We start from the raw sequence: 22175 nt of genomic DNA on the forward strand, positions 1-22175 counted from the left end.
CCGTGGCTGATGTCACCGATGCTGCAGCCGCTGCGGTGAGCGGTGTCCCGGACATGGTGTATGTCGGGATCTTCATTATCCTTGGGCTTCTCGTGGTGTACCTTATCATCCGTGAGATCCGGATCATGCGGACCACCAACCGCTCTATCGAGCTCGAACTCGAACGTGACAAGCTCAAGCTCCTCCAGCAGCACGAGGCCCAAAAGAGCTTCCCGTTCACCCGCTTCTCCCCCGAGCAGACGGCCGCGATCCGGCAGGTGGAAGATGAGACCCAGGCTCTTGGGAACGACAACTATGCAAAGGAAAACCTCCTCGAAAAACGGTTGAGCCGGCTTGAAAATATCGCGAAATCAAAGAAACTCGACAACCTGCTCCATAACGTGGGCGAGCAGGAGAAGAAGGTGAAATAAACATGTCGTTTATCAGCCAGGATGCCGAAATAAACCCGACCGGGAGCTCTTTTTTGGACCGGTTCGCCGAGATCCCCGGAGCGATCGAATCCCGGATCCCGACGTTCGACAGATCGCTTGACGCCTATTTCGACCAGCACTTTGCGGCCATCATCGAGGAATGGGGGCTTGTCACCGAGGGAGACCTTCAGGGTCTCGAAGCCCGGCTCGCCCGGGTGACCGATGAGATCAGCAGCCTGTATGCGGGCAGAGCAGCACTTGAATCCCGGGTACAGCGGCTTGATAACCTGATCACCTCACTGGAGCGATCGAAATGATTGGCATGGATTCATACCTGAATGCCTACGTGGACCGAAGGATGAAACTGATCGTGGACGAGTGGGACCTTTCCACCCGGGAGGATCTCGGGGAATTTACCGGAAGGCTTGCGGCGCTCGAACAGGAGATCCCCCGGCTCAAAGCTTTTGAGAAGACCTCCTCGGATAAGCTTGCCGAACTCGAAAAGAGGGCGGCAAAACTCAAAGGAGGTGCATAAGATGGACCTCTTTACCTTCATCCTCCTTGTCCTTGTCCTCTGTGCCGTTCTCTTCCTCGTGTTTTATTATTTCCGGGGGGCAAAAGGCAACATCTCCCTCACCCGCCCGGTAGAGAGCCGGGTGGACGAGTACCTTGACCGCCGGTTCCAGAGCATGGTAGAAGAGTGGCAGCTTGTTACCCGTTCCCGCCTCGGGCAGTTCCAGGACCGGCGTGTCCCGGAGATCGAGCAGAACGAGGCACGCATCGCCGAGCTGAAGAGCTACGAAACAGGGATGCAGACAACGCTTACCTCGCTGGAGGCGCGCCTTGACGTTCTGGAAAAAGAACTGGCCGGCAAAGGAAACGCCAAAAAATAAGGGAGCTGCGGAGCGTCTCCGCGAGCTCAAAAAAGAGATCACGGTGATGCGCAAGCAGGGGGAGCCCCCGGTAAAGGACCCCCACAGCTTTGCGCAGTTCACCTGCGATCTCTGCAACACCGCCCATCCGATAGCCGAGCTCAGGCAGTGCGTGCTCTGCGGGAGATGGGCCTGTAACGCGTGCTGGAAGGACGAGTACTATACCTGCCGGTCCTGCGCCGGCCTCATCAAAATCCACCAGCTCAAAGGGGAGTAAACCCATTTTTTAGCCGGATTGCCGGTAACGGGTGCCGGCCTGCCCCAAGCCATTTATCGGACCCGGCTCAACAGATCCGGTACTTATGCTCCTCCCGTTCAATATTATCGATGTGGTACTCCATTTTGACAAGTACCTCCCGGTTATCCTCCAGCAGTACGGCCTGTGGACCTACGTGGTTCTGTTCCTGATCCTCTTTTTAGAGACCGGTATCGTAATCGCTCCTTTCCTGCCGGGCGATTCCATGCTTTTTGTTGCAGGGGCGCTTGCCGGCACCGGCCTTTTGGACATCCGCATCCTGCTTGCCACCTTGGTTATCGCGTGTGTACTCGGGGACACAGTCAACTACTGGATCGGGTATACTTTCGAGATGAAGGTGCTGGAATGGAGATACTCGCTGGTCAAAAAGGAGCACCTCGAAGAGACCCACCGGTATTTCGAGAAGTACGGCGGTTTTACTATCGTCATTGCCCGGTTCATGCCCTTTATCCGGACCTTTGCCCCGTTTCTTGCCGGTGTCGGGAAGATGCGGTACTCGTGGTTTGTCGGGTACAATATCCTTGGCGGGGTGCTCTGGGCTTCCCTGTTCCTGCTTACCGGCTATTTCGTGGGGAATCTCCCGATAGTCCAGGCAAACTTTGGGCTCATCACGTACGCAATCATTGCGATCTCGCTTGTAGCGCTCGTTTCAGTTTTTGCAAAGATTTACCTGACGATGAAAAAGGAAAAAGGGAGCGGGAAGGCATAAGGCGATTGGGTCTCATTCCCCGGTGACAACACGGATCGGCATCCGCGCAATCTTTTTGTAGATCGCGGCGGTCTCTTTCTGGGTCCAGCGGTCGAACACAAGCGACTGGAACGGCTGCCAGATCACCACCCAGCACATGATCACGAGAACATTCTCGGCCACTTCGACAAACGGGTTGCCTTTGAACTGGGAGCAGATCGCGATCCCGATAAAGGAGGGAGCACAGACCGCAGCCGTAAGCCGGCACTCCCGCAGGCCCACCCGGACCGTAAGAGCGGTACTCTCTGCCATCTCGTCTGCCCGGCGCAGGAAGTGCTCCCTTATGGCAGAGACGATTGCCTCGCCCTGTCCCGGTGCCGGATCCGGCACCCGGATTTCAATCTGCCCGCAGAGCCGGGTACGCCATCCCCGTGAAGCAGAAAGGACCGTGCGGAAGATCCGGTCTTCCGCCTTTTCGGAGAGATCCCGGTGTGCTCCCGGCGACGGGTCGTCGCTGTCGTAGATCTGGGCAACGGACTTGAAAGTGACCGTGCCGGTCCGTAGCGTTGTGGTGTCGTGTGCCATACAAAAGATCCCGGTATTTCCGGGTTCTCTGTTGGTGCACGGCCAGCATAAAATATCCCGGTTACCGGATCTTTTTTCCGGTAGCGATCTCCCCCGGAAACATTCTTGCGCATGCTGCACCGAATACTACCATCATGAGACCTCCCGGCACCGGTGAGTTTGGCGAGACCGCGGTGCCGGTTTTGGCCGGGCCGGAGGCAGCGCTGTACAATGACCTCTGCACATGGCGGGAGCAGCTTGCCCGGAGCATTGCCCGTACTCATATCGGGATGCGGAGCAGCAGGATTGGGCAGGCTGCAAATCAGGTGCTCTTCTCGCTTCTTGCCCTTGCCATTGCGGAGGACCGGCACCTTGTCGATCCCGGGACAGTATGGACAATCGCGGAGACTGGTGACGGGGAATCATGTTTACCGGAGATTCTTTCAACCTTCGGAGATCTGTGGGCCGGCACAGATGGCACTGCGGGGACCGGCCGGAATCCGGAAGGAATTCCCGTAATTGATGATGCCCTGATCAGGGAGATCGCTGGCCGGCTTACGGGTGCGGACCGGCCCTACGATCTTTCGCAGATCCCGCTTGCATCCGTTGCCGCGATCCTCGACCGGTACCTCACCCGTACGGTCCGGCGATCTGCCGCCCACCAGGCAATTGTGATCGACCGGCCGGAGACCGGGGCATGGCAGGTGGAGATCACCCCGGCGCTTGCGGACTATGCGGCCGGGCGTACGCTTGCCGCAGTCTGTGCCGGCCGGTCCCCTGACGATCCTCTCCCGCTCCGGGTAATTGATCCTGCCTGCGGGGCCGGTCGGATGCTCCTTGCTGCGTACCGGTACCTTCGTTCTCTCCCTGGCAATGATGAGCCGTCCGATCTTTTGCGGCACACGCTCCACGGCATCGATCCTGACCCTCATGCGGTTGCGGCGGCAAGGATGATGCTCGCCCTTGCGGCCTGTAGTGACAGAGACGGATCCGCGAATTCTCCAGAGTTTATCCCGGCATTCCGGGAATATCTGGCGATCCTGTCGGCCACGATCCAGTGCGGGAACGCACTTGTCGGTCCGACGATCGCAGATGATGAGTCATGGGCATTCTGTCCGGTCCGGGAGCGCCATGAGCTCCGGCCCTTCGCGTGGCAGGAGTATTTTCCGGAAGTACTGCTACCCGGCGGATTCGATGCGGTGCTCTGCTGCCCGCCCGAATACCCGGTGCCGGCCCGGGAATGGCTACGGCAGTACTTCCAGCGCCACTATACCGTTTACGATCCCGGTGCCGGGCTCTCCGCGTACGTGGTTGAAAAAAGCCTTGCCATACTGCGGCCGTATGGTGTTGCCGGTATTGTTGGCAGCGACCGCTGGCTCCGCGCCCGGTCCGGTGCCCCGCTGCGCACGTTTCTCCTTGGGCGGCAACCGGAGGAGATCTTGACGGCCGGGAAAGACTCCTGTTTTCTTCTCATGGCAAATGCCCGTACCTTCCGGCCCTTCATTGTCCGGAATGCGGGACCGGCCCCGGCCGGTGCAGATGCAATCCGGGAGATCCCGGGCTTCCCGGTCGATCCGCGGGATCTTGCGGCCGGGGGCTGGGTGTTCCGCGATACCCGCGGGAAACGGCTGGTGGAAAAGATCTCCCGTGATACGACACCGCTTGGGGAGTACGTGCTCGGGGAGATCCGGTATGGTGCCGGTACCCGGCCGGTGCCCTCATCACATGGCGGTCGGGACCGGATTATCTTCTCCGCCTCTGCGGTTCCTCCGCGCTTTGAGCTTGCCGGGAACCGTGCCGCCCCCGGCCCGGGGACCGGGATCATCATGTCCGGGAGCCGGTACCTGCTCGGGCTGCTCAATAGCCGGCTTGCAGAATTCCTGTTCCACAGCATTTGGGAAGAGACAGGAGATCCGGGTGACGTTGTTGCCCTTTTTCCGGTTGCGACCCCGGATTTCGATGACCCGGTCCAGGCGGCCCGGCACGGGCGGTTGGAATCGCTCGTGACAGAGAGGCTCGCTCTTGCCCGGCACCGTACGCTTGCCCGGTCGCCCCGGGAACTCCAGGCCATCAATGCAGAGATGGTATCAACCGAAAAACAGATCGAGTCGCTGGTGTACGGGATTTACGGCCTTTCCATGGACGAGATCTCCTTTGTGGAATCATCATTACCGTCGGAGAAACCCTTGTCTTCCGGAAAACGGTCATAGTGGCCTTTGGACAGCGTTTGTACCGGTAAACCGCCAATTGCACAGCCGGAAAAAACAGGGCCAAAAAAACGCCCCGGTATTGCAGGTTTAAACATGGCTTAAAATCCCTGTTTTTGAAAAACAAGAGAAATAATCAATATTTTTCATCGGCGTGGACACCATTTCCGTTCCAGCTGGAAATAGCGATCGCCTGTTTGGGAAATGGAGCATTTTACGGGGTTTTCTGAGGGTCGATCTTCCCCAAGTCCCTGGTCGGGATCCATTGTCACCTATCCGGCATACCCCGGCAGAGCGGTTTTGCCAGGTGTCTTCGTGCAGTCGGAGGCACCTCGTACCACCCGGTCCTGATTGTCCGGGGGATTTCCTGTTCCTCCGGCTCCAGTTCGTGTGCACCGCACCTGCGGCATTTGTATCCCTTGCCTTTCCCGTCGCTTGTCATTCTCTTTTTGCACACGGTACAGAACGGTGCCTTATGGCGCAGATCCCGTGCAAGAGAGAGGACGCAGATCTTTTCCAGGTTGATGCTCCCCTTTTTGTAACTGCCTGCCGCGATGATCTCATCGCCCGGCACGAGAGCCCGGATTATTTCCCGGAAATTTTTCGTGGGCTCATATGCCATGCACCGGATCTCCGCTTCATTGTCCCGGATTGCAAACGAGACGTGCCCTCCTTCTCCGGTCACGGGCCGGCCAGTGACCACCCCCCGCACCCGGTACGAGAGCCCCTCGCGCAATGAGCCGCAGGTCCCGGGAACGAGATGGGAATCGGTCCCCTGGTTGGTCACCCAGATCTGTTCGAGCGCCGGCTTCTCGGATTCGATGAGCGAGCGGCCCGTCATTACCCAGGCCGGGCTCTCGCCCCGGATCCCAAAAAGGACCGGGTCCGGTGTGTGCGGCACGCAGACCACGACCCGGTTTGCGAGATCCACGGTATCCCATGTGTGTGGGAAGGTTGCTTCCTCTGCGACAAAGAGGCTCTCGCGATCTACTTCCCGTGGGGTACCCCAGTGGGCCGGCTCACGGTACGCAAGGATCTCGTAGGTTTTGTCAGGAAGAACGCTTGCAACGGCAGCAGTTGCACCCACTAGACCTCGCCGGTTCTTCCAGCCCCGGTACCGGGCCCCTGACCGCTCCAGCAGCTCTGTGGCCTCTTCGATCTCGCAGAAGTCCGTAACCGCTTTCCGGTAGAATGCCGGATCGAGCCGCTCCCCCGCCACAACCACTCCGGGGTTGGTCTTGTCGCAGGAAAAGTCGGCAAGTTCTTCTACGATCCCGCACGCGAGCTCAAATCCCCGTGCCGGATCGCCATCCACATCGAGAGCGATTGCTGCGTTTCCCCGGGTCTTGAAGGTCACGTTCGGATTAAGTCGGACCAGACGGGCCTCCCGGACCTTCATGTGCTCGCGGATCAGCCGCCGGGCAAGCACTGCGCCGAGGTAGGTGGTACACATTCCCGTGGGAGAGTCCGTGTCATCAATGCCGATCAGCATGTCTATATTAATATATGGGCACGCTCCATCCATTTGTAACTGCATGTCCCAGGATCGCCAGCTCCAGCTGGTTACAAGCGTGATGATATCGGCCGGCTTTGAGGTATCGGAGAAGTTTACCCTCCGCCCACGAAGCTTCGACCTTATTGCCCGCAACAACGGGACGCTTGTGGTCATCAAGGTCGTCACGCACATCGACTCGGTGAGCGAGGAGGCGGCCTTTGACCTGGACGTGATCGCAGCGCACTTGGGCGGCGTGCCCCTGATCGTGGGCGAACGCGCCCGCGAGGCAGAACTGGAACGCGGAGCGGTGTACGTCCGGTACGGCATCTATGCGATCAGCGTTTCAACCATGTATGATTATTTCGTGGAGAAGATCCCACCGCTCGTATATGCCTCCCCCGGCGGGCTGTACGTGAATATCAACGGGGATGCCCTGCGGGAGCTGCGGGAGCGGCGCAGTATGTCGCTTGGCGATCTCGGGCAGGTGCTCGGTGTTTCCCGGCGCACGATCAGCAAGTACGAGAGTGGGATGGGTACCACGCTCGAAGTCGCGATCCGGATCGAGGAATATTTCAACACGGGCGTGGTTGAGTCCATCGATATCGCAAAGCGCGAGCCGGCAAAATCCGATTCCCCGACATCAAAAAAACCGCAGGGCCCGGGTGTCCCGTTCGGGTTCCTTGAAGAGCTCGGAATGCAGCTCCACACGCTCCGGGGCGCACCGTTCCAGGCGCTCCTCACGTTTGACCGGCACACGATCCTGACCGGCTATGGCCCGGCGCAGAAAGTGGTCAAGCGTGCCGCCCTGATCAGCAACCTCTCCCGGATCGCAAAAAAGCATGCGATGTGCGTTATCACCGATTACCATCACGAGAAAAAGATCGGGAGGACACTCGTCATAGGAGAGGAGCGGCTCCACTCAATCGAGGATGGCTTTGAGCTCCTTGATCTGCTCGGGGATATCGGTGCCGATCCCTCGCCCCGGGACTCGTAAGCGGCGCCGGGTGCCGTGCATATTCAGGGACTTTTTACCATCACGATTGCCCGTATCAGTATACGAGCAGGTAGTACGCCATCGCGGTTGTCAGGAATGCCCCGAGAATGACGATGATCGCGATGGGGAGCAGAAAACCCATCATCCCGTTCACCGTGGAGGCAAGCTGGGAGATCCGCTGCGATCCAAAGACCACGATCCCATGACAATAGTGCGTAACCCCGGCCGAGCGGGCCGGTGCCACATCGTCCCGGGCCGCACGGACCGCTTCTTCGATGACCGGGTAGAAGGAATCGACCGGAACTTTAAGCCCGACCTGGTTCCTTCCTGAAACCGTGTTGACTACGTGGGTATCGGTGGTCATGACCTCGCACTCATCTACAAGGGAGTGCAGCCGTTTCCGGATCTCGTCGCGGCCCCCGGTCTGCATATTGTTCCCGTCTACGAGGACATACGCGGTGCTCCGGCCCCGGGTTTCGATAACCAGCACCTGTACCCCGAGATCGCCAAAGCCATCCTGACGTGTGAAGGGGAAGGTCCGGGCCGCGTAGCCGGCAGAGAATGCGGCCTGCGGTTCCCGTGAAGCGGCCGCAAACGCAGTTTCTGCTGCATTCATGTACTCCATCGCAAGCTCTGTTCCCGGGTACACGCCATCGGACAGGGCGTCCATGCAGTTGTGCGCATCGATAAACCCAACGTTGTGGAAGTATTTCTCTCCCGATTTTATGATGGCAAAGCCAACTGCAAATTCGAGATCCTCAGTAACCTCGGGTGATCGGGTGGCGGCCGCGATTACGGTGTCGCCGAATGCCTGCACAAGCACGTCCACCGACCCGAACCGGTGCCGTACTGGGACCGTGCAGCCGTTATTGGTACAGGTTCGGGGAAGGGTGGCAAGGACCTCCGCACCCAGTTTTTTCACCTCTTCCTCATCAACCGGGTTGAAATCGTGCGAGGCTGCCCCATGAAAGACCATCGAGCCGCTGCCGAGTATGCCGTGGAGGATCTTCGGGAGGTTGCTCCCGCCGATCTCACCGAGCGGCCCGGGATGGACATTGGGGACGGTCACCAGGATCTCTTCCTTTCCCTCGCGCTGCAGGGCAAGTGAGACCTGAGGTACCACCACGCTCTCTCCGATGCTACGGAAGAATTCGTCAAGCTTGTGGCTCCCTTCCGAGAGATGGGCAAGAAACGCGTTTGCCAGTTCAAGCGGGCCTACCCGGAAGTTGGCCTTCATCGGGCGCTCGACCACGATGATAAAGACGAGCACTCCTGCAGCAAAGCTGATGTGGAGGAGGACAGACAGCTGCACAAACGGGAGGCCAAGAAAGGGGGCTGCCCCGATGACTGCAATGCCGGAATGGATGAGCGCCGGGACCACGACCCTTCGGAGATGGAAATCGACCACGGCGGCCAAAAGGAGCATCCGGAACGCAAAGACAAACGCGAGCGATGCAGCAAAGAAGACGGGAAACGACGAGGTAAAAAAGAGTACAGGGGAGAGTGAGACAAAGAGCGAGATCACAAGGCCTATTGCTGCAGTGAGCCCCGACCAGCCATAGGTCAGCTTCCCGCCAAAGAGCCCGGCAAGCGCCGGGGTAAGGGCAAGTGCTGCGAGCGCCGGCAGAAGGTAGGCAAAAACCGGAAAGAGGCTGGGGTGCGTAAGGGAATGGTGGCTCCCCAGCATCGCCATGATCTCCACGCACCCGCACAGGAGCAGGATAAGGGCGGTGGATTTCGCCCACGAGGGGGTTGTGACAATATACTTCGAAAGGGCTTCCAGTTTAAGATCGTTTTCCCCTGCCACGTTGTGCACCAGCCTCTTTTACCGTGCAGGCAGTTAATCCGGCCCTTTGGTCTCGTTCTTAAACCGCCCGACAATGCTCAGGATATACCCGGTGGCAATCATCACGAGTGCGATGGCAAACCCGATGGCGGCGATATCGATTCCCCCCGACCACGTGGCGGCAAAGCCCAGGAAGATGATCGGGAGGAGCACCACGATCACCACCAGCAGGCGTTCCTTGAGGGCATCGAGCGACGGGGTATCCAGCCATTTAGGCAGGCGGATATCGGGCTTAATGAAGAGCTGGAAGAGGCCGATGGCCATGATCACAAGCACAATGCCGATCAGGTTGAGGTCGATCATCTCGGTCATGTTCACCGAGAGATATTTTCCCGCCCCTTCGTTCATGAAGCCTATCCCGCTCACGTGCACCACGATCCGGAAGAGCTCTACAAAGCCGTAGGTGATCACGATCACTGCTGCAATAAACAGCCCGGTGATCGCTAAGATGACCAGGAGCCGGGTGATAGTGAACATGTTCGCGATCCAACGCTTCTTTGAACCCTGATCGGTTCCGGTGATGGTGGGGGCAGGCTCATTCATGTGAAGTAAGGAAACCTATTTGCATGTCAGTATTTAGCGGTTGCGAGATGAAGGATCCGGCAGGCAGCACTGCCGGCAGGAACCATCAGATTGTTGTATCAATAACAACCTGATCGGTGGCCACGCCGTTTTTGGTGAAATGACCGGTCCCGACAACATGGTCCTGCCCCCGGTCATGGGCTGCAAACAGTTCGGACGTCCCTACAGGCAGGTATGCCGCAGCCCGGACTGGCCCTACACCTCCCTTATCGGCTCCGTTCACCGTAACGGAAATGTACTAGAGGTACTCTGCATCATTTCCCCCCTGGTACGTGATCTCAATGGTCCTGTCAGTGGATCTCGACACTGTTGCAGCAACGGTAAATGCCGGTCCGGCAGTCGTCCCTTCCGGCACGTAACCTGGCTGAGCCAGGGTAACTGCAGGAGATCCCGGCCAGGCTGTGCTCCCGGTTGAGGTCTGGGCGCAACCGGTAGAAAAGACCAAAAGGATCAGGAAAGCGAGAGTCCATAAGCGAACGAAAGGTCTGGCTCTCATATGTGCTCAGGAGGAGTGTGGCATCTTTGCCTTTTTTAAATGTCCCGCGATGGAATAGCGAACCGGGGAATGGAACCCGTCACGTCAACCTATCAGAACCCATTCCAGCTAATTTTATATAGAACCACAAACCAATTTTAGTGCTAAATCTGAGCTAAAAGTGGTGATAATTTCATGTCACAGCAACTTGGAGGACAACCGATTTTTATTCTCAAGGAAGGCACCAACCGCACCCGCGGTCGCGATGCCCAGGGTATGAACATCACTGCCGCAAAAGCCGTGGCAGCTGCAGTCAGGACTACGCTCGGCCCCAAGGGCATGGACAAGATGCTTGTCGACACCATCGGTGATGTTGTTATCACCAACGATGGTGTCACGATCCTTAAGGAAATGGACATCGAGCACCCGGCCGCAAAGATGATGGTCGAGGTCGCAAAGACCCAGGACGACGAGGTCGGCGACGGGACCACCACCGCTGTAGTCATCGGCGGCGAGCTCCTCAAGAAGGCCGAGGACCTCCTTGAACAGGACGTCCACCCGACCGTGATCACTCACGGTTACCGCATGGCAGCCGAGAAGGCCCAGGAGTTCTTAAAGGATATCGCGTTCGATGTCAAGGCAAACGACAAGGCGCTCTTAAAGAACATCGCGGGAACCGCCATGACCGGCAAGAGTGCAGAGGCAAGCAAGGAAAAGCTCTGTGACCTCGTGGTCAAGGCAGTCATCATGGTAGCCGAAGAAGACGGCACCGTGGACATCGAGAACATCAAGGTTGAGAAGAAGACCGGCGGCAGCATCGAGGACTCCGAGATCGTTGAGGGCGTCCTTGTGGACAAGGAACGTGTCCACCCTGCAATGCCAAAGAAGGTCACCAATGCGAAGATCCTTCTCTTAAACGCAGCCGTCGAGTTCAAGAAGACCGAAGTCGACGCCGAGATCAACATCACCCACCCCGACCAGCTCCAGGCATTCCTCGACGAAGAGGAGCGCATGGTCAAGGGGATCGTCGATAAGATCCAGAAGAGCGGCGCAAACGTCCTCTTCTGCCAGAAGGGTATCGACGACATCGCCCAGCACTACCTTGCAAAGGCCGGCATCTTTGCCGTCCGCCGTGTCAAGAAGAGCGACATGGAGAAGCTTGCCCGGGCAACCGGTGGCAGCCTAGTCTCCTCCATCGACGCGATCAGCAAGGAAGAGCTTGGCAAGGCAGGTATTGTCGAGGAGCGCAAGGTCTCCGGCGAAGAGATGACCTTTGTCGAACAGTGCAAGAACCCGAAAGCAGTCTCCATCATTGTCAAGGGCGGCACTGAACATGTTGTCGACGAGCTTGAGCGTGCCATCCACGATGCACTCCGCGTTGTCGGTGTTGTTGTCGAGGACAAGAAAGTTGTAGCCGGTGGCGGCGCACCCGAGACCGAGCTCTCGCTCCGTCTCCACGAGTATGCAGCAACGGTCGGCGGCAAAGAGCAGCTCGCCATCGAGGCGTTTGCACAGGCTCTTGAGATCATTCCCCGCACCCTTGCAGAGAACGCAGGCCTTGACCCGATCGACATGCTTGTCGAGATCCGGGCAACCCACGAGAAGGGCAAGAAGACCTACGGCCTGAATGTTTTCGAAGGAAAAGCTGTCGACATGAAGGCAGCCGGTGTTGTCGAGCCGCTCCGGGTCAAGACCCAGGCGATCTCGTCAGCCGCAGAAGCCGCGATCATGATCCTCAGGATCGACGATGTTATCGCATCATCCAGGTCCCCCGAACCCGCAGGCGGCGCCGGTGGAATGCCCCCGGGCGGTATGGGTGGCATGGGCGGAATGCCCGGTATGGGCGACTTCTAAATCTCTCCCTCCCCTATTTTTTTTATTCTTACATCGCCTCCTGCCGCGGCTTTGAATAATGGCATTTGCTCTTTCCCCTTCCATTGAGGATTGTACGTTCTCGCGTTACGATCGGAGTACAATCATCGGTTCATGTGATCAGGACCGGACAATCACACCGATCTCCCTTTGGACATATCTGCAGAGAGGTATTCTATTCCTGTTGTTTTTCATGTCGTACAGGGTGGGTATACAGGGACTTTCCGTTCTATCTCGAATACGGATCCACTGCATGTGCAAAAATGATTAAAAAAGGATATGCTGGTTTTAGGCTACCGAAGTGTGGCCTGCGCTCAGTGACTGGATAATGACGGTTCCTGTCACGGAGGAATTGTCTGCGAGAGCGTACGTAACGGTACCTGCGTTTGAGTTAAACGTATACTGGAATGCTGCACCCGGGATAAGGGCACCTGAGTTGAACACGCCGGTGCTGTTGCCCGTGCTCTTGATGGTATGGGTGACATTGTCATTATTCACAAAGGAAATCCCTGTACCAGGCAGGATGACATCGGTTTGAGGGGCAAACCCGGAGCTGGTGAGAACGACGGTTGTAACCATGGATGCCGGGGTAGGTGTGGCTGCAACCGTGACGTTTGCCATGGTTGTTACCGGTACTGTGGTTGCATTCGCGGCAGGAGCCGTCACATTTGCCATGATGGTTGTCGTGTTGACAACAGGGATGGTTGTTGCAACCATTGTGGGCACGGTGGTCGCAACGGTAGTGGCTTGCATGGTTGCCGGAGCGGTTGTTGCCGTTGTTGCTGGTGTAGAAGTCGATGCGGTCTGTGTGCACCCGGTGACTGTCACCAGTGCAACAAGAAGGATAATAAATCCCATGAGCAGTTTCATACGCTGTACACATGAATTTTCCATAATTAAATAAATTTACCTTTTTTATGGCAAAAAACCGGTCAGATCCCAAAATTAAACCAGAATCATGGTTCACGCAGCGCACCAACCGCATAATCGTCTTTTTGCCTCCCGGCCGACTGTAAATCGCCACCTGCGACAGGTTAATGATACCATGGGTGCACACCACTCCTCCATGAGTGACCGGTTCATCAGCACGAAGTACCGTACCGACTGTTACCACTGCCGGGCGCTGGCAGATCAGCAGATCCAGGCAACGCCCAACCGGGCAGATGTCACCTGCGAGAACTGCAAAGCCACCCGGGTGTTTGTCCCTCTCATCGAGGACGTGGACGAGACCGGGATGTTTACACGGCCCGGGCCGTGGCCGGCCTGGTCCCTTGCGGTGCCGGCCGTGTGCCGGAACTGTGGCGTTGACGGGCTTCACGATCTCGTGGTCAGCTGCCGTCATATAACGGTCAGGTGCCGGAACTGCCGGTTTACCCATCTGTTCCGGTTCAGCCTTGAGTACATGGCCCCGGATAAACCGGATGAGCAGACGTCCGGCATTGTTGATGGTCATGCGACCTGCCCGTAATGATACACCATAACCGGCTATTTCAGGGCCGGGTATTGTTCCCCGTGGACAGGGTGCCGATCGCGGGAATTTTACAAAAAAAAGACGGGAGTAATTATTTTTCTTCCCGTACCATCGTGATGGCTTTCTTGGGGCATTCTTCGGCGCAGATACCGCAGCCCTTGCAGAACCGTAGGTCTACGATGAGTTCCTCATCAATCGCGTTGTCGGGGCAGTACATCGAGCAGAGCCCGCACCCGTTGCATTTTTCCTTGTTTACCACGGGTTTAAAGACCCGCCACGCCCCGGTCTGCCCGGCTGCACCCTCTGTTGGCCGGCTTACCGCCAGCCGTTCACGCTGAGCCTTGTCGCTCATGCGCTCATCTCCTTATAGGCCGCCTCGGCTGCTTTCACGTTACGTTCATCGGAGAACATGCCCCGGATCGCCTCCTTTGCGGATTCGCGCGAGACAATTCCCATCTTTGCCAGCGCCCCAAGCACCGGAGTGTTGAGGATCGGGCTCCCCGCGACTACAAGGTTCTCTTTGAGTGCAATGCCGGTCAGGTCCACATTAAATGTTGTGTGCCCGGCAAACTCCGGCTTATGGGAGCTGTTGATGAGCACCCGTCCGCCTTTTTTAAGTCCGTGGAGCACATCGACGGTCTCCATCACGCTTGCGTCTAGCACTACCACGAGGTCCGGCTGCCGAATCTGGCTGTAGACTTTGATCGGATGATCATCGATACGGACAAAGGAAACGACTGGTGCTCCCCGGCGCTCGGCACCGTAGAACGGGCAGGCAGTAGCATACTTCCCGTCATGAAGTGCTGCAGTCGCAAGGAGCCGGGCCGCGGTCACGCCGCCCTGCCCGCCCCTTGAATGGATCCTGACCTCAAACATGGGAATTCACCCCAAACCAGGACTCCTCACCTATGCGACGCTCGCGGACAAACCCTGCCATGTCATCGTAGGTCACTTCCTGGCCGCCAAGGCCGGCGATAACGTTGTATACATCACACTTGTTCTTTGCCAGGATCTCGTTGGCAACGATGCCGCCGTAACCAAACGAGTAGTCGCGGTCGATCACCACGACCTCTTTTCCGGCAAGGTCGAGCTTCGGGAACGGCCGGAACCAGCGCAGGCGCAGCGAGCCGGCTTTTATGCCCTCCTTTCGCAGGATGTCAATGGCAACTTCGGCTTCTTTCCCAAGGGTGCCCATGGCAAGGAGGACAACATCCGCATCCTCGCACCGGTACTCCTCGACCGGGCCGTACCTGCGCCCGAACCGGGCGGCAAAATCCAGTTCCGTCTCCTCGATCACGTTTACCGAGTCACGTATCGAGCGTTCTATGTCCCACCGGAACCGGAAGTGCTGATCGGGCCCGGTCAATCCGCCATAGCCGGTCGGGTTCTTCGTGTCGATTGCATGGGGCAGGTGGAGTGGAGGGATGAAATCCCCGGGCTCCACGGTATCCAGCGGCTGCATGATGTGGGAGAGGGAAAAACCATCCAGATTGACCATCACTGGCAGCAGTACGTCGTTGTGCTCGGCGATCCGGAATGCCATCAGGGTGGTGTCGTACGCTTCCTGTACGGTCGAGACGTACACCTGGAGCCAGCCGGTATCGCGCTCCTGCATCGCATCGGTGTGCTCGGCCCAGATGTTCCAGCCGGGCCCAAGCGAGCGGTTCACGTTTGCCATCACAATCGGCAGGCGTGCGCCTGCTGCCCAGTTGGTCATCTCGTGCATGTACAGGAGTCCGTGGGCACTTGTCGCGGTGAATGTCCGGGTACCCGTAATACTTGCGCCGATGCAGGCTGCCATCGCGGAGTGCTCGCTCTCCACCGGAATGTACCGGCTTTTCATCTGGCCGCTTGTGACAAAGTCCGCAATCGTCTCCACGATCTCGGTCTGGGGGGTGATCGGGTATGCAGCCACAACGCCGGGCAGCGCCTGTTTGACCGCCTCGGCGATCGCCTTGTTTCCCGTTGCGATCTTCTTCATGACTTCGCCTCCTCTGCGGCCAGTTTTTTGAGGTTTTCGGCAAGGCGTTGTTTGAGGATCTCTAGCGACTTTGCATCAATGCCTTTGAAGCGGCCCTGCGGGGCAAGATAATCCTCGAGCGGGATGGGTTTTTTCATCGCAGTTTTCGAGGGGGCACTGATCGTAAGTTTCCCGTGCTCGCGCTCGTACAGCATCCACATGCCGGATTTTACTGCCAGTTTTCCCATGTCAATGGTCTTTTCGGTCGGATAACGCCAGCCGGGCGGGCAGGGGGCAAGAATATGGATAAAGGTCGGACCCCGGAAGGTGAGCGCCTTTGCCACCTTCTTGTAGATGTCCAGAGGGTACGCGCTGCACGCGGTGGCCATGTACTCGAGGTGGTGGGCGGCAGCGATTGCGTCGATGTCTTTCTTCTCCACGGTCTTTCCCGTAGGTGTGGTGGTGGTCTTTGCGCCAAGCGGCGTTGCGCCCGAGCGCTGCATGCCGGTATTCCCGTAGGCCTCGTTGTCATAGCAGATATACAAAAAGTCCGTGCCCCGTTCGAACGCGCCTGACATGGACTGGATGCCGATATCCAGCGTGCCGCCGTCACCGGCGTACACGATCACGTTCGTCTTCTTACCTGCCTCCCGGAACGCCTCGGACATGCCCGATGCGCACGCGGCAGCCGCAGCAAACGCAACGTTGTAAACGGGCACGTTCATGGCGGTGTTGGGGTAGATACCCTGGATAACGCTCGTACAGCACGCGGGGATTACAAGCACCGTGTCCGGGCCGGATGCCTTGAGCACGTAGCGCAGCGTCAGGGATGAACTGCACCCGGCACACGCGGACGTGCATTTTTTCATGTATTCTTCCTTGGGAATTTCTGCGATGATCACCAACTCCTCTTAAAGACAGGATAAACGGGCGGGCACGGGAACCCGCACCCGGATTTATCATTATTTGTCATGGGTATGCAAAAAAAGGTGCTGTTTATACCCGGGTTTTCTCCCTTTGTATTTACCCTCCCGATCACTTTCGCCCCGCCCGGTCGGGGGTTTAAAGGCCGGTCCGGAAAACATGAGGTATGGGGAGGAAAAACCCCTGTGAAGGTGCGAAGCCCTCCCGGCGGGAACGCCGGTTGTGGGTTCGCCATCCTCCCGGCCTCTAGAAAAAAACCCATGCATACCTTGAATGAGACCCCACAAGGGTTACAGGAGCGGGACCCTCTCACCTGCTTTGTGCCCCGGGCTCTTTCTCTTTTGCCAGATTTCCTGACATCCCCTGGGTGATCGTGCCCTGCGGTCTAATAAACCGGCCGCTTCTTGGAAAAAGCAATATATTTTAGGAACATTTCTCTAATGTCTCCTATGGCTCTCCGATCTCTCAACCTTCCCGGTGTTGGAACAAAGTACGAATTCGAGACGGACAAAGGTGATACCGTGGCGATCTTTTTTACCAAGGCCGGTACCATCCAGATGTACACCCTCCAGAAGGGTTGCCATACCCCAAGCGCAGCCGAAATGACCCCCGTGGAAGCACGGAGGCTGGGAAACATCCTGACCGGGGCCATAATTGAGGCTGACCAGGAGAGCGTGGAGATCGCGTTCTCGGCGCTCGCCGATCTCCGGGTTACCATCCATTCGTACATCATCCCCAGAGCCATTGCCGGGAAAACAATCGAAGACCTTGGGATCCGGGCAAAGACCGGAACGACCGTTATTGCAGTCTCCCGGAACGACAAAAATATCATCAATCCCCCGCCATCGTTCGTGTTCGAGACCGGGGACGCAGTCCTTGTGATCGGCGAATCAGACCAGCTCCGGTTGTTTGAGCGCGAGATCATGGTGGATTGATGGACGGGATCCTTGCCGCACAGGGCCTTATTATCGCCCTTTTTGTCTGCCTCGTGCTCGCGCTGGTCACCAAGTACCTGTCAATCCCCGCGATCCCCTTCTACATCATCGCAGGAGTAGTACTGGGAAAAGCCGGCCTCGGGCTTGTCGCCTCCGACCCCATCAGCAGTTTCTTCTCTGAACTGGGGCTGATCTTTTTGCTCTTCTTTGTTGGCCTGGGCCTCAAGGTCGACAAGATATCGGAGAACCAGAGAGAGGTGCTTGCAAGCGGGATCATCGATCTCAACGTCAACATGCTCATCGGTTTTGTGGCCGCGTACCTCTTAGGCTTCTCGCTCATTGAGGCCCTTATTGTGGCCGCAGCCTTCTACAGCTCCAGCACCGCGCTTGCGGTCACCTCGCTTATCGAGAACCGGAAGCTCATGATGCGGGAGGCCGGGACAATCATCTGGCTGATGGTGTTTGAGGATCTCGTGCTGATTGTCATCCTTGCCCTTCTCTCGGCCGGAAACGAGAACCTGCTCCTCTTTGCCGTGGAGATCCTTGCCGGCCTTGGGATCATGTACGTGCTTGCCCATTATGGCAAGGAGTTTCTGGTCTCGCTCCTGGAACGTGATGACGAACTGCCAATTCTCTTTACGTTCGTTTCCGTGCTCGCCACTGCTGGCGCTGCCCTGTTTCTTGGGATCCCCGACACGCTGATGGTGATTGCCCTCGGGGCGGCCATTGCCACCACCGATCCTGATGCCTTTGAACAGCATGCCCGGCCGTTCAAGGACGTGTTTCTGGTGATCTTCTTTGTCTTTTTCGGGGTTACGATCAACCTGTCCGGCAACGTCAGCATGGGTGTGATGGCGATCATCTGCCTCCTTGCCGTTGCAAGCAAGCTTATTTCCGGTGTACTGACCGGTATCGCTCTTTATGGCTCCGCCGCTTCAGGCATCGAAATCTGGACAAACACCATTGCCCGGGGCGAGTTCTCGATTGCCCTAGCTGCACTGTACGGTTCGCCCCCGGTTGCCGTCACCATTGCCGTGATGGTGATCGTGACCTCCCTTGTGGGATCGTTTGCCGCAAAGTACTCCGGTGTTTTTACCCATGGTTTTGGGGGTGGGAACCGTCACCGCGGGCCTCCCCGCCGGGTGCGGGCCGGCCACTAGCGCCGGCCGGATAACATCCACGGTGAGATTCATTAAGGATAAGTAACGTTTTTCCTGCACGGCCCCCTCATGTTTGAGCGGTGCAACGCCACTCTCGCACCGGGAATGGCAGCAGGCAAACTTCGCAGTGGCAAAGAGCCCTGAGACAATTGCTCTTCATGGCGACCCGCGCTGCTGCAAACGCAATACTTTCCTTGCGATAAATACGCTGTAGCGTTTATAAAAGAGCATCCGGGAGTGACGATCCCATCTGGCCGGAACGTCACCCGCCTTTATTACGCGATGAACCGGGAGTGCAGGACCACGGACTGCCCGTTCTATCCGATCCGCTGATCCCCACTCCCCCGTGCCTCCACGATCCGCTGGACGATCATGCGCGAGCTTGCGAGGTCACCGTCCTCATATTTCCCGATCCGGACAACTTCTGCGGGAAGATTGCGTTCGGCAAGCTGGCCTTTGAGTTTTTCCTCATCGAAATACTGGTTAAACCCGATGGTGATGACCGCCGGGCGGATATCATCGATGGGGCAAAACATGTCGGTATGGTCCCCGAGGATTGCGTGGTCCACAGGCCTGAGCGCAGAAACCATGGCAAGGCGCTGGGCCTCAGGGAGGATCGGGCGGGGCTTGTGCTTCACGTTCTCGTCCCGGGCCACGATCACCCAGAGCTCGTCGCCCAGCTTCCGCGATTCGGTCAGGTAGTAGACATGCCCCGGGTGGAGGATATCAAAGGTGCCGGTGGCAACCACGCGCCGGGCGGTCATGGGATCACCGCAAGCTCGCAAGGCTCGCCATCCGCAGTAAAACATCTCCAGTCACCCTCCCGGTACGGGGCGCCGATGATGAGGTTGTATCTCCCCGCACGGGGAAAGAAATTCAGGTCAGCACCGGAAGGCCGGAGCACACCGTTTGGGTGGGAGTGGGCGCTTCCTGCATGGTGGGTGCCAAGCGGCATCATGTCAAAGAAGACCGAAGCTGACGAGCTGCCAGTGACGGTGCCGGGAAGGAGGTTGAGTTCGGAAATCACCCCGCATTCTTCAGTAAGGAGCGCTGCAAACTCGTTGGGATGGCTGTCTTTTCCCAGTTCAAGCAGCAGATTCAGGAGGTCTCTTTTGATCCCGCGGATAGTCATGATGGCACACGAAAAGAGCGTTTCTTTGCACTTCGTACCGATCCATTCGTTCCGGGATGAGAAAAAAGGCTCGCTGCTTTGCGCAGAAGAGCCCAGGTACCGGGCGGATATGCGATGGGCGAAAATGAAAGGCCGGTAAAAAAGAGATTATGTGGTGGAGCTTCCCCCACCCCGGAGCCATGTGAGGAAGGCCTCGATAAGGTTGCTGTCTTTCTGGTCCTGGCTTGCGGACTGGCTTGTGCTGCCTGCCTGCGGGCCTGACGAGTAGCCCTGTGTTGCAGTACCGGCATTGTTCTGGTTTCCGGCATTATTTGTGTTCCCGTTGCCAGAGAGCGCCGGCTGTGATGGCGGCGTCACATTCCCGTCGGCGGGATTGTGCCCTGTCAGGTTGCCGGCCGGAAGAGGTACATTCTGTCCATCGGGTTTGAGTCCTGTTGCGTTGAGCTGCATAGTCCAGTTGTTCGTCCAGTTATTGCTCCCGGTTGCATTGGCGTCCGGAGGGAGCTGGCCAAAGAGTGCATTACCCACTGCAGTCAGGTTGAGCGCACCTCCGGGACCCGGCGGTGTTGCGTTCCAGCTCGCGTTACCGAAGTTCTGGTCCGGCTGGCCCTGCGGTGCAGTCATGTTCCCTGCAAAAGGCTGTATACCCGCTCCCGGGGTCTGTCTGTTTTGTCCGTTACCCGGTCCGCCACTGGCCATCGCCCCGTTACCGCTGTTCTGATCGTTACCGGATCCCGGGTTATTCCCGTTGCCTCCATTACCTGGAGCTATCTGATTACCCTGTCCCTGGTTTTGCTGGCCCCCCGGTGAAAATCCCTGGCCGGGTCCGGCAGCAGAGACCAGTGGTACCATTACCAGCGCGGCACAGATGAGGACCGCGGAGGCAAGTACTATTTTCCGTACTGTTGTCATGGTTTTTCGATCTCCCTTGGGCACCTGCTCTTTTGCAGTTGTCCGTATGCGGCCTTTTTTTGGGCCCGTTATAAATTCGCATTACTCGGGCGGTCAAATATTCCCCGTTACCGGCCAAGGGTGATACCGGGCGGTCAACACAATCCCTCATGCGGTTTCCTTTATTACTGCGGCTAAAAATCCGGGTCCCGTACCTTTTCGCGGGACCTCAAGTGAACGGTCGGTTCCGGCCCGGGACAATGCCGGAACCATTTCTTTTCAGGAATCCGAACGATTACGGACGTTCTCCCGGGCCGGTTCTCCCCACATTAACCCAACGTGATCCGGAGCCTGTGTACCCGCAGCCCCCGGGTCCCGGACTGCCCTTGAAGCGGGCGCGCATGAACTGGTGTCCGAAACGGGGATCCTGTTTACGAGCGCCGCATGAAAAAGCCGGCGCTGACACAAAATGTCAGTTTCAAAAAAGGACAGGTTTTCTGGAACCGGTTTTCCCCGTACGACAGAATTGCCGGGGGAACCTCGTCACCGCTCGACCGCTGCCACCGCGCCGCTCATATCGGCGGTCAGGTTGGTCCCGGCAAAGGCACCGGTGGTGGGGAGTACCACGGTATAGTACGGGGTGATATCGTACTCAACGCTGCTTGCGGCCGGTACGGTCATATCAAGAATGTGCCCGCCCCGGGTATGGTCGTCGGACAGGAAATGAAGGTGGTAGCCCTGCGTATTGAGGTCTTTTAGGAATACGGGGGTGTAGAACCCGACAACCGTGCCGGTGATATTGTTGAAGGTGTATTCGTGCTCCCCGGCGGATGCAACCGTAAGATTGGGATAGGGCATTTCCTGTGCCGGGATCGCCCGTACCGTCATTGACGGGAATGTCCCGTGGATCTCCACTGCGTAGATCATGTTCTGTGTAGGGAGCCGTGCCGCCATTTCCGCGGAAAACCGAGAGAAGTTCACTGCTTGATCCGGGGTGGCCTGCCGGAAATCGGGGGAAAAATACGTTACTGTGGCAAACGGCGTTGTCTGATCGTCTGTGGCGGGAGAAACAGTCCCGTCTGCCTTTGCCTGCCAGACCTTCCCGTCAAGCACGATCATCTCCCCGTCAAGCCGGTCAAAGGTTCCGATCCCAAAGTCGCCGTGTTTTTTGAGATCGCCTACCGGGGTCGTGCCATTGTACACTCCCTGCATCAGTGCGCTGATGGTTGAGACCTGGTATAGGGTATCGCGATCCGCAGAATTTACCGGGGCCTGCTTTGCAAGGCCCAAATAAACAGCAGCCCCGGCAAAGACGATTGCCACCGCGAGGCCGATGCCCAAAAAAAAGTTTTTGTTCATTCCCGCTGCTGTTCCGGCCGGA

The 22175-nt window shown here is 57.7% G+C and carries 28 protein-coding genes; 13 read left to right on the plus strand and 15 right to left on the minus strand.

What is annotated here, in order from left to right; all coding sequences use genetic code 11:
- Window positions 1-2 precede the first annotated feature (2 nt).
- The 6 genes from MBOO_RS00950 (at window position 3) to MBOO_RS00975 (ending at window position 2307) form a co-directional block, all read left to right on the plus strand.
- Complete coding sequence (locus MBOO_RS00950) at window positions 3-410, plus strand: hypothetical protein (RefSeq protein ID WP_011991197.1); 408 nt, start codon at window positions 3-5, stop codon at window positions 408-410.
- A 2-nt stretch (window positions 411-412) separates the two neighbouring features.
- The gene (locus MBOO_RS00955) at window positions 413-727 is read left to right on the plus strand and encodes a hypothetical protein (RefSeq protein ID WP_011991198.1); all 315 of its coding nucleotides are present in this window, start codon (window positions 413-415) and stop codon (window positions 725-727) included.
- On the plus strand, window positions 724-945 hold the full coding sequence (locus MBOO_RS00960; RefSeq protein ID WP_011991199.1) for a hypothetical protein: 222 nt from the start codon (window positions 724-726) through the stop codon (window positions 943-945). The genes MBOO_RS00955 and MBOO_RS00960 overlap by 4 nt, the downstream gene beginning before the upstream one ends.
- Before the next feature lies 1 nt (window position 946).
- Window positions 947-1303, plus strand: coding sequence for a hypothetical protein (locus MBOO_RS00965; protein ID WP_011991200.1), 357 nt, complete (start codon window positions 947-949; stop codon window positions 1301-1303).
- Entirely contained in the window at window positions 1254-1559 is a 306-nt protein-coding gene (locus MBOO_RS00970; protein WP_048068185.1) for a hypothetical protein, read from the plus strand. The genes MBOO_RS00965 and MBOO_RS00970 overlap by 50 nt, the downstream gene beginning before the upstream one ends.
- An 85-nt stretch (window positions 1560-1644) precedes the next feature.
- Entirely contained in the window at window positions 1645-2307 is a 663-nt protein-coding gene (locus MBOO_RS00975; protein ID WP_011991202.1) for a VTT domain-containing protein, read from the plus strand.
- Between the two features lie 12 nt (window positions 2308-2319).
- On the opposite strand, the gene MBOO_RS00980 is transcribed toward MBOO_RS00975, so the two are convergent.
- The gene (locus MBOO_RS00980; protein ID WP_011991203.1) at window positions 2320-2871 is read right to left on the minus strand and encodes a hypothetical protein; all 552 of its coding nucleotides are present in this window, start codon (window positions 2869-2871) and stop codon (window positions 2320-2322) included.
- 134 nt (window positions 2872-3005) lie between these two features.
- Between MBOO_RS00980 and MBOO_RS00985 the strand changes: the two genes are divergently transcribed.
- Window positions 3006-5060 (plus strand): Eco57I restriction-modification methylase domain-containing protein, encoded by a 2055-nt coding sequence (locus MBOO_RS00985; RefSeq protein ID WP_011991204.1) that lies wholly within the window; start codon window positions 3006-3008, stop codon window positions 5058-5060.
- A 265-nt stretch (window positions 5061-5325) separates the two neighbouring features.
- Here the strand turns inward: MBOO_RS00985 and MBOO_RS00990 are convergent, their stop codons facing one another.
- Window positions 5326-6549, minus strand: a complete 1224-nt coding sequence (locus MBOO_RS00990) for a tRNA(Ile)(2)-agmatinylcytidine synthase (RefSeq protein ID WP_011991205.1) — start codon at window positions 6547-6549, stop codon at window positions 5326-5328.
- Between the two features lie 43 nt (window positions 6550-6592).
- Between MBOO_RS00990 and MBOO_RS00995 the strand changes: the two genes are divergently transcribed.
- Complete coding sequence (locus tag MBOO_RS00995; RefSeq protein WP_011991206.1) at window positions 6593-7546, plus strand: transcriptional regulator; 954 nt, start codon at window positions 6593-6595, stop codon at window positions 7544-7546.
- A 55-nt stretch (window positions 7547-7601) separates the two neighbouring features.
- On the opposite strand, the gene MBOO_RS01000 is transcribed toward MBOO_RS00995, so the two are convergent.
- The 4 genes from MBOO_RS01000 to MBOO_RS13710 form a co-directional block, all read right to left on the minus strand.
- Window positions 7602-9353 (minus strand): DUF2070 family protein, encoded by a 1752-nt coding sequence (locus tag MBOO_RS01000; protein WP_011991207.1) that lies wholly within the window; start codon window positions 9351-9353, stop codon window positions 7602-7604.
- A gap of 33 nt (window positions 9354-9386) precedes the next feature.
- Entirely contained in the window at window positions 9387-9935 is a 549-nt protein-coding gene (locus MBOO_RS01005) for a YqhA family protein (protein ID WP_011991208.1), read from the minus strand.
- Between the two features lie 85 nt (window positions 9936-10020).
- On the minus strand, window positions 10021-10197 hold the full coding sequence (locus MBOO_RS13705) for a hypothetical protein (RefSeq protein ID WP_157677549.1): 177 nt from the start codon (window positions 10195-10197) through the stop codon (window positions 10021-10023).
- Window positions 10198-10212: 15 nt separating this feature from the next.
- Window positions 10213-10470, minus strand: a complete 258-nt coding sequence (locus tag MBOO_RS13710; protein WP_157677550.1) for a hypothetical protein — start codon at window positions 10468-10470, stop codon at window positions 10213-10215.
- Window positions 10471-10644: 174 nt separating this feature from the next.
- Here MBOO_RS13710 and thsA point away from each other — a divergent pair, with 174 nt between their 5' ends.
- Window positions 10645-12303 (plus strand): thermosome subunit alpha, encoded by a 1659-nt coding sequence (thsA, locus tag MBOO_RS01010; protein ID WP_011991210.1) that lies wholly within the window; start codon window positions 10645-10647, stop codon window positions 12301-12303.
- Window positions 12304-12609: 306 nt separating this feature from the next.
- Here thsA and MBOO_RS12875 read toward each other — a convergent pair whose 3' ends face one another.
- Window positions 12610-13191: a cupredoxin domain-containing protein gene (locus MBOO_RS12875; RefSeq protein WP_157677551.1), complete on the minus strand. Its 582-nt coding sequence runs from the start codon at window positions 13189-13191 to the stop codon at window positions 12610-12612.
- Window positions 13192-13366: 175 nt separating this feature from the next.
- Between MBOO_RS12875 and MBOO_RS01020 the strand changes: the two genes are divergently transcribed.
- Window positions 13367-13789 carry a hypothetical protein gene (locus tag MBOO_RS01020; protein WP_232385614.1) on the plus strand — a complete coding sequence of 141 codons (423 nt, stop codon included), beginning with the start codon at window positions 13367-13369 and terminating at the stop codon, window positions 13787-13789.
- Between the two features lie 94 nt (window positions 13790-13883).
- Here MBOO_RS01020 and MBOO_RS01025 read toward each other — a convergent pair whose 3' ends face one another.
- From MBOO_RS01025 to MBOO_RS01040, 4 genes are read right to left on the minus strand one after another with little or no spacing between them, the layout of a single operon-like run.
- Complete coding sequence (locus tag MBOO_RS01025; protein ID WP_011991213.1) at window positions 13884-14144, minus strand: 4Fe-4S binding protein; 261 nt, start codon at window positions 14142-14144, stop codon at window positions 13884-13886.
- A complete protein-coding gene (locus MBOO_RS01030) occupies window positions 14141-14668 on the minus strand; it encodes a 2-oxoacid:acceptor oxidoreductase family protein (RefSeq protein WP_011991214.1) in 528 nt (175 codons plus the stop codon). Before MBOO_RS01030 ends, MBOO_RS01025 begins: the two co-directional genes overlap by 4 nt.
- The gene (locus MBOO_RS01035; RefSeq protein ID WP_011991215.1) at window positions 14661-15773 is read right to left on the minus strand and encodes a transketolase C-terminal domain-containing protein; all 1113 of its coding nucleotides are present in this window, start codon (window positions 15771-15773) and stop codon (window positions 14661-14663) included. Before MBOO_RS01035 ends, MBOO_RS01030 begins: the two co-directional genes overlap by 8 nt.
- Entirely contained in the window at window positions 15770-16648 is an 879-nt protein-coding gene (locus tag MBOO_RS01040; protein ID WP_048068514.1) for a thiamine pyrophosphate-dependent enzyme, read from the minus strand. Before MBOO_RS01040 ends, MBOO_RS01035 begins: the two co-directional genes overlap by 4 nt.
- A gap of 477 nt (window positions 16649-17125) precedes the next feature.
- Here MBOO_RS01040 and MBOO_RS01045 point away from each other — a divergent pair, with 477 nt between their 5' ends.
- The 3 genes from MBOO_RS01045 (at window position 17126) to MBOO_RS13715 (ending at window position 18985) form a co-directional block, all read left to right on the plus strand.
- Window positions 17126-17611, plus strand: a complete 486-nt coding sequence (locus MBOO_RS01045) for a cation:proton antiporter regulatory subunit (protein ID WP_048068187.1) — start codon at window positions 17126-17128, stop codon at window positions 17609-17611.
- Window positions 17611-18771 carry a cation:proton antiporter gene (locus MBOO_RS01050; protein ID WP_011991218.1) on the plus strand — a complete coding sequence of 387 codons (1161 nt, stop codon included), beginning with the start codon at window positions 17611-17613 and terminating at the stop codon, window positions 18769-18771. Before MBOO_RS01045 ends, MBOO_RS01050 begins: the two co-directional genes overlap by 1 nt.
- Before the next feature lie 73 nt (window positions 18772-18844).
- Window positions 18845-18985 (plus strand): DUF5714 domain-containing protein, encoded by a 141-nt coding sequence (locus tag MBOO_RS13715; protein WP_157677552.1) that lies wholly within the window; start codon window positions 18845-18847, stop codon window positions 18983-18985.
- A gap of 103 nt (window positions 18986-19088) precedes the next feature.
- Here MBOO_RS13715 and MBOO_RS01055 read toward each other — a convergent pair whose 3' ends face one another.
- The 4 genes from MBOO_RS01055 to budA all read right to left on the minus strand — a co-directional run bounded on the left by MBOO_RS01055 (window position 19089) and on the right by budA (window position 22153).
- A complete protein-coding gene (locus MBOO_RS01055) occupies window positions 19089-19535 on the minus strand; it encodes an adenylyltransferase/cytidyltransferase family protein (protein WP_011991219.1) in 447 nt (148 codons plus the stop codon).
- Entirely contained in the window at window positions 19532-19903 is a 372-nt protein-coding gene (locus MBOO_RS01060; RefSeq protein ID WP_011991220.1) for a Mov34/MPN/PAD-1 family protein, read from the minus strand. The genes MBOO_RS01055 and MBOO_RS01060 overlap by 4 nt, the downstream gene beginning before the upstream one ends.
- A 147-nt stretch (window positions 19904-20050) precedes the next feature.
- Entirely contained in the window at window positions 20051-20815 is a 765-nt protein-coding gene (locus tag MBOO_RS01065; protein ID WP_011991221.1) for a hypothetical protein, read from the minus strand.
- Window positions 20816-21337: 522 nt separating this feature from the next.
- Window positions 21338-22153 carry an acetolactate decarboxylase gene (gene budA, locus MBOO_RS01070; RefSeq protein ID WP_011991222.1) on the minus strand — a complete coding sequence of 272 codons (816 nt, stop codon included), beginning with the start codon at window positions 22151-22153 and terminating at the stop codon, window positions 21338-21340.
- Window positions 22154-22175: the final 22 nt, after the last annotated feature.

It is taken from the genome of Methanoregula boonei 6A8 (assembly GCF_000017625.1).
GTDB lineage: Archaea > Halobacteriota > Methanomicrobia > Methanomicrobiales > Methanospirillaceae > Methanoregula > Methanoregula boonei.